Consider the following 12,142-nt stretch of genomic DNA (forward strand, 5'->3'; position numbering starts at 1 on the left):
CCTGAAGACCGTCGATTTCCCGATCGAGACGGCTTCCTTCGACGAAAAGAGCGACCTGTCAGCCGACGAAGTGGAAAAGGTGGTACGCGAAGCCGGTACCGACCTCAGCGACGGCGCCGTGCAGGTGGCTTCACTCCATTATGTCGATCCGCAGCGATTCGGCGAAGCCTTCGCCGAGAGCATGGCCGGCTCCTACGACGTGAAGATCGTGCCGGAAAACGTTTCGGTGTCGCCGCGTGCGAACGCTGACGACCAGGCGCCGGCTTTCGCCGAGGAAATCATCCCCTTCACCAAGGACACCGACCTCACCGAGGCCTTTGCCGATTCGGGCTATACGGGCGACGATGCCACCGGCATGGCCGAAGCGATCGCCAAGCTGCTCAACGCCCCGGCGCTCAAGGCAGGAACGGTGCTGCGTGTTGGTCTCGAGGTTCACGGCGATGCCGCAAAGGTCGTGCGCACCAGCGTCTACGACAAGACCACGCATATCGTCACTATCGCGCTCGACGATCGCGGCCAGTACGTGCCGGCGCAGGAGCCGGAGCCCAATCCCGAATTGCTGACGGCATTCGACGATTCATCGGCGCCGGTGGTGGTGCGCGGCAATCTGCCCAACGTCTATGACGGCATCTACCGCACCGCCTATTCCTATGGCATGTCCAAGGCGATGACCCAGCGGCTGATCAAGCTGCTGGCGTCTGGCGTCGACTTCCAGTCGCGACTCAATCCGTCGGATCGCCTCGAAGTGCTGTTCTCGCAGCCTGATGGCGACGACCAGACGTCGGACAATTCCGAGCTTCTCTATGTCTCGGCAACCTTTGGCGGCACGACGCGCAATTTCTACCGCTTCCAGATGCAGGACGGCAGTACGGACTATTTCGACCAGGATGGATCGAGCGCCCAGCAGTTTCTACTGCGCAACCCACTGCCCAACGGGAGATTCACCTCCGGCTTTGGTGCGCGCAAGCATCCTATCCTAGGCTATGTCCGCATGCACACGGGCACCGATTGGGCTGCCCCGATCGGATCGCCGATCATCGCCGCCGGCAATGGCGTCGTCGAGAAGGCGGGCTGGGCCGGCGGCTATGGCAAGCAGATCATCCTGCGCCATGCCAACGGCTACGAGACCTCCTACAATCACCAGAGCGCCTTTGCCAAAGGCATTGAGCCGGGCGTTCGGGTTCGCCAGGGCCAGGTCATTGGTTATCTCGGCCAGACCGGTCTCTCCACCGGTCCGCATCTGCACTACGAGTTGATCGTCAACGGCACCAAGGTCGATTCGATGCGCGTGCGTCTGCCGGTCGGCAAGGTGCTGAAGGGCGACGATCTCGTCGCCTTCAAGCGCGAGCGCGAGCGCATCGACGATCTGCTGAAACAGGAAGACGGCAATTCGCTGAAGGTCGCCAGCGCCAAGATCGAAGGCTGAGTCAGTCGCGCGAATTCTCGGTTTGCGCCGGCCAGGGCGACGCTTGCCCAGGCACCGTAATCCAGGCGACGATCGCCGACAGCAGGCAAAGGAGCGCCGTGACCACGGCAACCGCCGCAAAAGCCGAATCGCCGGCGGCAACCCTTATTGCATTGATATCAGCTGCAAGCCCGGCCGGCGGCGGCTCGCCGAAACCGGGGATTCCGGACGCGTGGCCCACGCCCAGCGCATAAACCCAAGCGGCGAGCGAGCCCATCGCCGCCACCGCGATCAGGCCGCCGACGCGCGAGACGGCGTTGTTGATGCCGGACGCGGCACCCGTATCCTTATCCTCGACCGAAGTCATGATCGCTGTCGACAGCGGCGACACGACCAGCGCCATGCCAAGCCCCATCACCGCCATAAGCGGAAAGGTGCCGGTCCAGAAATTGTGGATGCCGGCATAGGTAAGCAGCGCAAGGCCAGCAAAAGCGATGGCGACGACGAGACTGCCGGCGGCGATCGGAAAGCGGGGGCCGATCCGGTCCGACCACTGCCCGACCGGTCCTGACAGCAGCGCGATCAAAGCCGACAGCGGTAGGAAGATGAAACCGACCTCGGCCGAACTCAGCCCCCAGCCGGCGATCAAGAGCATCGGCAGGTAGAACAAATTGGCCGACAGCGCGAAATAGAGGAAGAAGGTCGCTAGGTTGGCGCCGGCGAAAGCCTTGACGCGAAACAGGCTGAGATCGATCATCGGCTCGCGCTGCCAGCGCTCGTAGAGGATGAAGACGACAAGCAGCACCACGCCGGCAACGATCGCCGGGCCCGACATCAGCCCGCCCCCTTCGGCGCTCATCGCCGTCAGCCCGTAGGCCAGCGATCCGAAGGCCAGTGTCGCGAGCCCTGCGCCGCTGAGATCCAGGCTGCGCTTTTCGGCTGGCTGGTCCGCCGGGATCTTGGCCAACAGCAGATAGATCGAAACCAGCCCGAGCGGCAGATTGATGGCGAAGATGGCGCGCCAGACGCCGTTGCCGAAGGTCGAAAGCACGAAACCGCCCAGCACCGGGCCAAGCGCCGTCGTCAGCGCCGAGGCCGCCGCCCAGATGCCGATCGCGCGGCCGCGTTCCTTCTTCGGATAGGCCTTGGCGATGATGGCGAGACTGCCTGGCACCATGATCGCGGCACCGATGCCCTGGAGAGCGCGAAACGCGATCAGCACGACAGCGTTCGGCGCCAGCGCACAGGCAAGCGAGGTGGCGACGAACAGGCCAATGCCGGCCACGAACGCACGGCGCAGCCCGAACCGGTCGCCCGCGGCACCGCCGGCGAGGATCAGCGCCGAGAGCGTCAGCGCGTAGGCATTGGAAATCCACTGCGCTTCCGCCAGGCTGGCGCCAAGATCGGCGCGCAACGCCGGCATGGCGATCGCCAGGATGGAACCGTCGATGAAGCCGAGCGCCGAAGCCAGTATCGCCGCGATCAGCACGTACCTGCGCTGCGACTGCGGACAGAACGTACCGTTCGCGACCGGAGCGGTCAGCGGAACGGCGGCGGCTTCATTGGGCGAATGCATGCCACCCTAATTAGACCGCCGACGCGCCGGCAACAACCAGCCAGAAGCTTGTTGTCCTTGAAACCAGCCATATTGCTAGGGATCGCATCTGCCCCGATGCAAACCGCCGCAGTCATGCTAGATTTCCCAAGAGCCGCAGGCGGGAGAAATCGATGAAGCGTCCACTCGAAGCATCGGTTGAGGGGCGCGGCCGTATCGTCGGTATCACCGATGGCGTGTTTGCCATCGCACTCACCCTGATCGTGCTCGAGATCAGGGTGCCGGTACATGAGGCCATCCATTCCGAACACGATCTTCTCGTCGCCGTCGCGGCATTGGCGCCCCGCTTCCTCACCTATGCCTTGAGTTTCCTGACCCTGACCATCTTCTGGTTCGGCCAGCAGGCGCAGCATGGTTTGATCGCCAAATCCGACAGACGGCTGGCCACGCTGAACCTCTGCTTTCTCGCCTTCATCGCGCTCTTGCCGTTCTCAACCGACCTCCTGGCCGACTTCCTCGAGTTCAGGACCGCGGTGCTGGTTTACTGGCTAAACCTGTTGATGCTCGGCATCACGCTGTTCGCCAGCTGGCGTTATGCGGAGAAGAGCGGCTTTGTCGCGGAGGATGTCGACGCGCAAACGAAGCGCACCGTCTACCTGCGCATCGTCAAGGCGCAGATCCTGTGGGCTGTCGGTGCCGCACTTTGCCTGATCACCCCGCTGCTGAGCGTCGGCTTCATTCTGGTGATGCAGTTGATCTATGCGGCAACGCCGAATGTGAAGTGGGTGCGCAGGATCATTGGTTGAAATTTGGCGAAGCTGACTTGGGATGCGTTGAGATTCAGGTCAGGCCGAGTCGAAAATGGTTGATACCGAGAACCGGAGCGGAGCGTATTTTCGGGTACGTGGACACCGGACGTGCGGCCGGCGTCACCTGACTATCGACATACCCTATTCGACGAACTCCACCGGCACGCCCGGCGAGACCAGCTTGGCGAGCTCCCGTGCATCCCAATTGGTCAACCGCACGCAGCCATGGCTTTCGGTCTTGCCGATCTTCGACGGCTCCGGCGTGCCGTGGATACCGTAGGTCGGCTTGTCCAGGGCGATCCACACCGATCCGACCGGACCATTGGGCCCAGGCGGAATGGTCAGGATCTTGTTGTTCTCGCCCTGCTTGAAGTTGATGTTGGGATTGTAGGTGTAGTTCGGATCGAGCGCGACACGCGACACGGCATGGATGCCGGTCGGGGACGGCGTGTCCGACGAGCCGATGGTGGCGGGATAGGCCGCGACCAGCTTGCCCGACGCGTCATAGGCGAAGACTTCCTTCTTGCCCTTGTCGGCAACGATGCGGGCAACCGGCGTCGAGACCAGTCTGCCGAAATTCGCGACCTTGACGATCGTGCCGGGACGATTGAAGTTGGCGTCCCGATTGAGCGCCTTGAGATAGTTCTCGTCCATGTGGAAGCGCTCGGCCAGCGCCTCGGTCACTGACGTATAGCCCATGCGGTCGAGCTGCGCCTTCTGGCTGTAGTCTTCCGGGATGGAGGCGACATAGGGACCGGCTGCGTCCTCCGCCGTGATGGTGTAGTTGGCGAACGCGTCGCCGCCGGATTGCGAGAGTGCTGACTGGATGCCGACCGCATCGGTCGATTTGAGGCTGCTGCCGTTGATCTGGTTGTAGGCCGCCAGCGCCTTGTCGACATTCGAACCGAAGCGCCCGTCGATGACGCCCGGCGAAGCCCCGCCCCGGTCGAGCAGCACCTGCAGTGCTGCTACATCCTGGCGTGCGCCCAGTGAAAGCGACGGATCGACCGACGTCTTGCCGCCAGCATTTGGCGGCAGTGCCGCCTGGTCGGAGGGCGCCGCCTCTTCCGTCGGGACTGTCGGCTGGACGGGGTTTATCGACGCCTCGTTCAGCGGCTGGCGCTGGATGTTCGGCTGCGGCGCGTCGGGATAATTGTTGTCGTAACTGCCGTCGTCCTGCGGCGCCGGCGGATAGGCATCGACGGAATTGTTGTTGTCGGGATCATATTCGTCGGCTGGCGGCGGGATGACCCGTCCTTCCTCTTCCAGCTGCTTGCGGCGGAAGCGGGCCATGTCCTGGGGATCGTCGAGATAATAGCGGTCGTCGTCGGTGGGGGCACGGCCTAGTTGACGCAGCCTTGTTTCGCGGCGTAGCACGCGCCGGTCAAGCCGTGTCTGCGGCGGCTGGATGGCGATCACCTTGCCGGTATCTGCGTCGACGATGACGCGATTGCCCCTGGCATCGTAATAAATATCGAGATTGCCGTCCTGGGCGAGCAGAATGCCGCCGCTCCCGGCCGCGCGGACAGGCTGGGCTGCGCCGTCACGCGTCGTCGCCGCGAACGCGTTGGAAAACACCAGTCCCGCAACAAGCGCCGAAAGGGTGAAGATAGTGCGCAGCATAGTGGCGAAACTCTCCGGTCCGTATGTGCCGCCGCCTGGCGTTGTCCAGTTCGGCGAACCCCTTCGCCAGCAAACCAGTTACCCACCATATGGTTCCGATATGAACCGGGCATGAAGATGGCGGTTTTCCGGCGCCTCGAGGAATATTGGCTAGCCTGCGCCAAGCCCCAATTCCTTGCGCGCCTGCTTCGTCAGCTTCAGGGCAACCAGGCGGTGGCTCTCGCGCAGATAGTCCTTCAGCGCACCATCATCCATGCTCTGGCTTGTCTGACGCTGGATCCATTTCATGCCGCGCGAGGCAAGATAGGGTGCGGGCCGCAGGCCAGGCTGCTCCTTGAGCACGTCATAGGCGATGTCGGAGCATTTGAAGGTGACGAAGAGGTGCTGGCCCTGATCCCAGCCACCGATCGCAAACACCTTGGTCCCGACCTTCCAGACATGGGCGCCGCCCCACTGCACCACGTGGTTCGTTGCAGGCAGCGAGGCGCAGAAACCGTTGTAATCGTCCAGCGTCAATCCTGCCCCCACTTCTCATAGAAAACGCCGCGCATCCGGAATGGACGCGCGGCACTCCAAAGCGCGGCGCGCTTCAGATCTTTGTCTTGTGCATGTCGTTGTCCCAAAAGCGAGGTCGCTTTTGGGCGACATGCATCGATCAGGCCGCCGCCTCGGCCGCCACGATCGTCGGCTTGGAGCGGAAATTCAGCCGGTCGGAACCGGCAGTGACCTTGACCGTCGAGCCGTCCAGGATCTCGCCTAGCAGGATCTTTTCCGCCAGCGGATCCTGCAGATGCTTCTGCATCACCCGCTTCAGTGGCCTGGCACCATAAGCGGGGTCATAACCCTTGGCAGCCAGCCACTCGATCGCCTCGGGATCCAGCGACAGCGTGATCTTGCGATCGGTCAGCAGGCTCTCCAGCCGCTTGAGCTGGATCTCGACGATACGATCCATGTCCTTGCGGCGCAGCCGGTGGAACAGGATCACCTCGTCGACGCGATTGAGGAACTCCGGCCGGAACGATGCCCTGACCATGCCCATCACTTCGTCTCGCACGGCATCGACATCCTGGTCCTCGCCGAGATTGACCAGATATTCGGCGCCGAGATTGGACGTCATGATGATCAGCGTGTTGCGGAAATCGACGGTGCGGCCCTGCCCGTCGGTGAGCCGGCCGTCATCGAGCACCTGCAACAGAACGTTGAACACATCGGGATGCGCCTTTTCGATCTCATCGAACAGCACGACCTGATAGGGCCGGCGCCGCACCGCTTCGGTCAGCGCGCCGCCTTCCTCATAGCCGACATAGCCGGGAGGCGCGCCGATCAGCCGGGCGACGGAGTGCTTCTCCATGTACTCGGACATGTCGAGGCGCACCAGCGCCGTCTCATCGTCGAACAGGAAGTTGGCCAAAGCCTTGGTGAGCTCCGTTTTGCCGACGCCGGTCGGGCCAAGGAACATGAACGAGCCGATCGGCCGGTTCGGATCCTGCAGGCCCGCACGGGCGCGCCGCACCGCCTTGGAAACCGCCTGCACCGCCTCGCCCTGGCCGACGACACGCTTGCCGATCTCGTCTTCCATGCGCAACAGCTTGTCGCGCTCGCCCTGCAGCATCTTGTCGACCGGAATGCCGGTCCAGCGCGACACGATATGGGCGACGTGGTCGGGCGTGACCACTTCCTCGACCATGCCGGCCTTGCCGTCCTGGGCCTCGGCCTCCTTCAGCTTCTTTTCCAGTTCCGGGATCTTGCCATAGGCAAGCTCCCCGGCGCGCTGGAACTCACCCTTGCGCTGGGCAATGGCAAGGTCGTTGCGCGCCTCGTCGAGCTGCTTCTTCAAGTCGGCGGCAAGCCCAAGCTTCTGCTTCTCGGCCTGCCACTTCGAAGTAATCTCGGTCGATTCCTCCTCCAGGCCGACAAGTTCCTTTTCCAGCCGGGCGAGCCGGTCCTTCGAGGCTTCGTCCGTCTCGACCTTCAGCGCTTCCCGCTCGATCTTGAGCTGCATGATGCGGCGGTCGATCTCATCCAGCGCCTCAGGCTTGGAATCGACCTGCATCCTGAGCCGCGACGCGGCTTCGTCGACGAGGTCGATCGCCTTGTCAGGCAGGAAGCGGTCGGCAATGTAGCGGTTGGACAGCGTCGCCGCCGCCACCAGCGCCGAATCGGAGATACGCACCTTGTGGTGCTGCTCATATTTCTCCTTCAGGCCGCGCAGGATCGAGACCGTGTCCTCCACCGTCGGCTCGTCGACGAAGACCGGCTGGAAGCGGCGGGCGAGTGCGGCATCCTTCTCGACATGCTTCCTGTATTCATCGAGCGTGGTGGCGCCGACGCAGTGCAGTTCGCCGCGCGCCAGGGCCGGTTTCAGAAGGTTCGACGCATCCATGGCGCCGTCCGCCTTGCCGGCACCGACCAGCGTGTGCATCTCGTCGATGAACAGGATGATGTTGCCACTTGCCGAGGTGACTTCGGAGAGCACGGCCTTCAGCCGCTCCTCGAACTCGCCACGATATTTGGCGCCAGCGATCAATGCGCCCATGTCGAGCGCCATCAGCTGCTTGTCCTTCAGCGATTCCGGCACGTCGCCATTGACGATGCGCAGCGCCAGGCCTTCGGCGATCGCCGTCTTGCCGACGCCCGGCTCGCCGATCAGCACCGGGTTGTTCTTGGTGCGGCGCGACAGCACCTGGATGGTGCGGCGGATCTCGTCGTCGCGGCCGATGACCGGATCGAGCTTGCCCGCGCGCGCGTCCGCGGTGAGGTCGCGTGCATATTTCTTCAGCGCGTCATAGCCTTGTTCGGCACTCGCCGAATCGGCGGTGCGGCCCTTGCGGACGTCGTTGATGACCTGGTTCAGCGCCTGTGCGGTGACACCGGCCTTGGCCAGGATTTCGGCCGTCTTTGCCGATTTTTCCATGGCAAGCGCCTGCAGCAGCCGCTCGACGGTGACAAAGCTGTCACCGGCCTTCTTGGCTAGGTCCTCGGCGATCGAGAACACCTTGGCCAGCGGCTGCGCCAGATAGAGCTGGCCATTGCCACCCTCCACCTTGGGCATCGCCTCGAGCGCCGTCTCGACGCCGAGCTTGACGTCGCGGACATTGCCGCCGGCACGCTCGATCAGCGACGCGGCCAGGCCCTCGTCATCGTCGACGAGGACTTTCAGAATGTGTTCGGGAGTGAATTGCTGGTGGTTCCGGGAGAGCGCCATCGTCTGCGCGGACTGGATAAAGCCGCGCACGCGCTCGGAGTATTTCTCGAGGTTCATATTTGTCTCCTTCCATCACCGGCCCGCTTTGCGGCACCGGATCAGATTGCGGTGACGGACCCGCCCATTCGAGCCGGATCCTGTTCAGGCCAGATATGGTGCACGGACCCCGGCCCCTCAAGACGTCGCGACATGGCAGGTGCATAATATTCCACGTCAGCGCAAACGAAAACGGCGGAGATTTCTCTCCGCCGTCCAATGCCTTGAAATGCCGTTCGCTCAATTGTCGACGTCGGAAACCACGGGGTCGGCACTGCCGCTTTCGACCGGAGCCGCCGCTGTCTCGCCCGCAGCCCCATTTTCGCCGCCGCTCTCGACTTGATCGGCATTGGTGCGCGGACGGCGCGGACGCCGTGGGCGGCGGGCAGCACCGCTCTCGGCGGCCGCCTCATTGAGTTCGGCCTGGGCGGCCAGACCTGCCGGTGAAAAATTCTCGAACCGGGGAGCCGGCTCGGCTGCCGCGACGTTCTCGGACGGCGAAGCGGGCTCTGCCTGAACTTCTGTCTGCCCCGAGGCCTCGTTGCGCTGCTGCTGGCCGCCTTGTTCGGCTGAAGAAGCATAATCGCGCTGGCCGCTCTGACCGTAGCCGCCGTTAGGGCGGCGATCGCGATGACGCCCGCCATTGTTGTCGCGGCCGCTATTGTTGCGCCCGCCACTGTCGCGGTTGTCACGGCCGCTTTCCCGGTTCAGCGCAACTTCCGCTGGCATGCCCTCGATCACTGGCTGAGGGCCGGCGCCATGGTTGACCACCGGAATTTGGGCATCGGAACCGGCATTGCCGCTGCTATTGCCCGCCCCGCTATTGCCCGCCCCGCTGTTGCCGGCCCCGCTGTTGACGGCCCCGCTGTTGACGGCATTGTCAAACTCGTCGCGATCCTCATCGCCGTCCTCGTCGAACTCGTCGCGCGACTGCTGGACGTTCTGGATCGGCATCTGCGCCTGCGCGGCGGCGATGATGCGGTTGTAGTGTTCGGCGTGCTGGAGATAGTTCTCCGCCATCACCCGGTCGCCGGAGCTGTGCGCGTCACGGGCAAGGGTGGCGTATTTTTCGGCGATCTGCTGAGCCGATCCACGGATTTTCACGTCCGGGCCGTTGCTCTCGTAATTGCGCGTTAGCGGATTCGGGCCCTTGCGGTTGTTGTTATTGTTATTGTTATTGTTGTTCCCACCGCCGCCGCCATTGTTGTTGCGACCGCGCATGCGCCTGTTCTGCTGTTGTGGCCTCATTCGACTCTCTTCATCTTGAAATTTTCGAAAAACTCTTCACGAACGGAGGCGCTCATGCAGCCAACCGTTTCGTTTCTTCACCGGCGTTCGCCCGCATCGATTGCGTTGGCGCCACGTGTCATCCTGTTCCGGTTACATCACTTGCCGGACGATTCCCGCACGAAGCTTGGCGTCGTTTGCGCAAGAAGGCAGCTATTTCCAAGGAAACCGAATCGCTAAGAGCACTGCCTGCTTCGTCTCATCCGGTAACGCGACCCTAGCCGCATTCCCCGGTATTGCCAAGCGCTTTTTTTGCACTGCGTCAAGACGTTGCCCGTTGAAAAACAAGAACCCTGTCGTTTCCGCCGAGATCGCCAAACACCTCGCCGCCCGTGTAACCGGCCGCGCGAAATATATCGTTGACGTCGTTGCTTTGTGTGTGGCCGATCTCGACCGCAATCCTGCCTTCGGCTTCCAGAAACCTTGCCGCCTCGGCGGCGATGATCCTGTACGGGTTCAGCCCATCCACGCCGCCATCCAAGGCAACACGCGGGTCGAAATCGCGGACTTCGTCCTGCAGATTTCCAATCTCTCGAGTTGGTATATAGGGAGGGTTTGCGGCAATTACATGGTACCGGCCGGAAACTTTTTCGAACCAGTCCGACTGAACCGTCGTGAACCGGCCGCCGAGCCCGAATTGCCCGGCATTGCGGGCTGCCATTGCCAGCGCGCCGGCGGAAATGTCGACACCGGTGGCGGTCGCGGCCGGCACGACGCTCAGCAGCGCCAGGGCGATCGCGCCGGTCCCGGTGCCGAGATCGAGGATGCGGCATGCCCCCTCCCGCGCGACCATTGCCTTGACGAAAGGCAGCACCGCCTCGACCAGCGTTTCGGTGTCCGGCCGCGGCTCCAGCGTCTCCGGCGACAGCGACAGGCGCAAACCGTAGAATTCGCGATAGCCGAGGATGCGATGCACCGGTTCGCCACCGGCTCGCCGTCTCAGGGCGCCGTCGATCGCGGCGATGGCGTCGCCGTCGATCTTGCGCCAGGGGTCGGCAATGGCCTGGGTGCGCGTCGTGCCGGAATAGTGCTCGACGATCAGCCGCGCATCGAGCGCGGGATCATCGATACCGGCTGCGGCAAGCCGGCTCCGCGCTTCCCGCAGCAGCGGCCCCAGCGCCTCGGGCAGATGGTCAGCCATCGAGGCCGATATCGGCCAGCAGCTTCGACTGGTGATCGGCGATCAGCGCGTCGACGATTTCGTCGAGTTCACCCATCATCACCCGGTCGAGCTTGTAGAGCGTCAGGTTGATGCGATGGTCGGTGACGCGGCCTTGCGGAAAATTATAGGTGCGGATGCGCTCCGAGCGGTCGCCCGAACCGACCTGCGACTTGCGCGATTCGGAACGCTCCTCGTCTGCCTTGCTGCGCTCCATGTCATAGAGCCGGGCACGCAGGATCTGCATGGCCTTGGCCCGGTTCTGGTGCTGCGACTTCTCCGCCTGCACCACCATGATGCCGGTCGGCAAATGGGTGATGCGGACCGCGGAATCGGTGGTGTTGACGTGCTGGCCGCCGGAGCCGGAGGCGCGCATGGTGTCGATGCGGATGTCCTCGGCCCTGATGTCGATGTCGACCTCTTCCGCTTCCGGCAGCACGGCGACGGTGGCGGCGGACGTGTGGATGCGCCCGCTGGCCTCGGTTGCCGGCACACGCTGGACGCGATGCACCCCGGACTCGAATTTCAGATGGGCGAACACACCCTTGCCTGAGATCGTGGCGATGATTTCCTTGAAGCCGCCTGCATCGCCGTCGCTCGCCGAAACCGTTTCGAACCGCCAGCCGCGTTCGGCGGCGTAGCGCTCATACATGCGAAACAGGTCGCCGGCGAAGAGTGCTGCCTCATCGCCACCGGTGCCGGCGCGAATTTCGAGGATGGCGTTCTTGTCGTCGGCGGCATCCCTGGGCAGGAGAAGGATCTGGATGTCCTTCTGCAGCGCCTCGATGCGCTCCTCGACGCCGGGCAGATCGGCTTCGGCGAGCGCCCGCATCTCGGCGTCGGTGCCCTTGTCGGCGAGCATCGCTTCGAGATCGGCCTGCTCATGCTCGGCCGAGCGCAATTCCCTGACCTTGGCCACCATCTCCTGCAACTCGGCATATTCGGATGCCATCTTCACATAGGCATCCGGCGCCGGTCCGGCCGACATCTGCGCTTCGAGCATCTCGAAACGCTTGACGACTTGATCCATACGATCGCGGGGCAAATTGACCATGATGAGGGT

At 63.3% G+C, this 12,142-nt stretch carries 9 protein-coding genes (1 of these 9 running past the window's edge); 2 read left to right on the top strand and 7 right to left on the bottom strand.

Going from position 1 to position 12,142, the window contains the following annotated elements:
- Nucleotides 1-1,426, top strand: the 3' portion of a protein-coding gene (locus O7A70_RS02705; RefSeq protein WP_337138902.1) for a M23 family metallopeptidase. Its footprint begins 545 nt before the window's first position; the window shows 1,426 of its 1,971 coding nt (coding positions 546-1,971); its start codon lies off the left edge, out of view; it ends in the stop codon at nt 1,424-1,426.
- Between the two features lies 1 nt (nt 1,427).
- Here O7A70_RS02705 and O7A70_RS02710 read toward each other — a convergent pair whose 3' ends face one another.
- On the bottom strand, nt 1,428-2,981 hold the full coding sequence (locus O7A70_RS02710; protein ID WP_337138903.1) for an MFS transporter: 1,554 nt from the start codon (nt 2,979-2,981) through the stop codon (nt 1,428-1,430).
- A 152-nt stretch (nt 2,982-3,133) separates the two neighbouring features.
- On the opposite strand from O7A70_RS02710, the gene O7A70_RS02715 reads away from it, so the two are divergent.
- Nucleotides 3,134-3,766, top strand: a complete 633-nt coding sequence (locus O7A70_RS02715) for a TMEM175 family protein (protein WP_140712190.1) — start codon at nt 3,134-3,136, stop codon at nt 3,764-3,766.
- 144 nt (nt 3,767-3,910) lie between these two features.
- On the opposite strand, the gene O7A70_RS02720 is transcribed toward O7A70_RS02715, so the two are convergent.
- The 6 genes from O7A70_RS02720 to prfA form a co-directional block, all read right to left on the bottom strand.
- Complete coding sequence (locus tag O7A70_RS02720; RefSeq protein ID WP_337138904.1) at nt 3,911-5,392, bottom strand: L,D-transpeptidase family protein; 1,482 nt, start codon at nt 5,390-5,392, stop codon at nt 3,911-3,913.
- A gap of 150 nt (nt 5,393-5,542) precedes the next feature.
- Complete coding sequence (locus tag O7A70_RS02725) at nt 5,543-5,908, bottom strand: MmcQ/YjbR family DNA-binding protein (RefSeq protein WP_337105321.1); 366 nt, start codon at nt 5,906-5,908, stop codon at nt 5,543-5,545.
- A 139-nt stretch (nt 5,909-6,047) separates the two neighbouring features.
- Nucleotides 6,048-8,654, bottom strand: a complete 2,607-nt coding sequence (clpB, locus tag O7A70_RS02730) for an ATP-dependent chaperone ClpB (RefSeq protein ID WP_337138905.1) — start codon at nt 8,652-8,654, stop codon at nt 6,048-6,050.
- Between the two features lie 219 nt (nt 8,655-8,873).
- Nucleotides 8,874-9,881 (bottom strand): DUF4167 domain-containing protein, encoded by a 1,008-nt coding sequence (locus O7A70_RS02735; RefSeq protein WP_337138906.1) that lies wholly within the window; start codon nt 9,879-9,881, stop codon nt 8,874-8,876.
- A gap of 301 nt (nt 9,882-10,182) precedes the next feature.
- On the bottom strand, nt 10,183-11,061 hold the full coding sequence (gene prmC / locus O7A70_RS02740) for a peptide chain release factor N(5)-glutamine methyltransferase (protein ID WP_337138907.1): 879 nt from the start codon (nt 11,059-11,061) through the stop codon (nt 10,183-10,185).
- Nucleotides 11,054-12,133, bottom strand: coding sequence for a peptide chain release factor 1 (gene prfA / locus O7A70_RS02745; RefSeq protein WP_337138908.1), 1,080 nt, complete (start codon nt 12,131-12,133; stop codon nt 11,054-11,056). Before prfA ends, prmC begins: the two co-directional genes overlap by 8 nt.
- Between the last annotated feature and the right edge of the window lie 9 nt (nt 12,134-12,142).

The sequence above is a fragment of the Mesorhizobium sp. Cs1299R1N1 genome (genome assembly GCF_037179655.1).
GTDB lineage: Bacteria > Pseudomonadota > Alphaproteobacteria > Rhizobiales > Rhizobiaceae > Mesorhizobium > Mesorhizobium salmacidum.

Bases quoted from the DNA above. Each gene is read 5' to 3' on its own strand.
- O7A70_RS02710 (WP_337138903.1), bottom strand. From the start codon at position 2,981: ATGCATTCGCCCAATGAAGCCGCCGCCGTTCCGCTGACCGCTCCGGTC.
- O7A70_RS02715 (WP_140712190.1), top strand. From the start codon at position 3,134: ATGAAGCGTCCACTCGAAGCATCGGTTGAGGGGCGCGGCCGTATCGTC.
- O7A70_RS02720 (WP_337138904.1), bottom strand. From the start codon at position 5,392: ATGCTGCGCACTATCTTCACCCTTTCGGCGCTTGTTGCGGGACTGGTG.
- clpB (WP_337138905.1), bottom strand. From the start codon at position 8,654: ATGAACCTCGAGAAATACTCCGAGCGCGTGCGCGGCTTTATCCAGTCC.
- O7A70_RS02735 (WP_337138906.1), bottom strand. From the start codon at position 9,881: ATGAGGCCACAACAGCAGAACAGGCGCATGCGCGGTCGCAACAACAAT.
- prmC (WP_337138907.1), bottom strand. From the start codon at position 11,061: ATGGCTGACCATCTGCCCGAGGCGCTGGGGCCGCTGCTGCGGGAAGCG.
- prfA (WP_337138908.1), bottom strand. From the start codon at position 12,133: ATGGTCAATTTGCCCCGCGATCGTATGGATCAAGTCGTCAAGCGTTTC.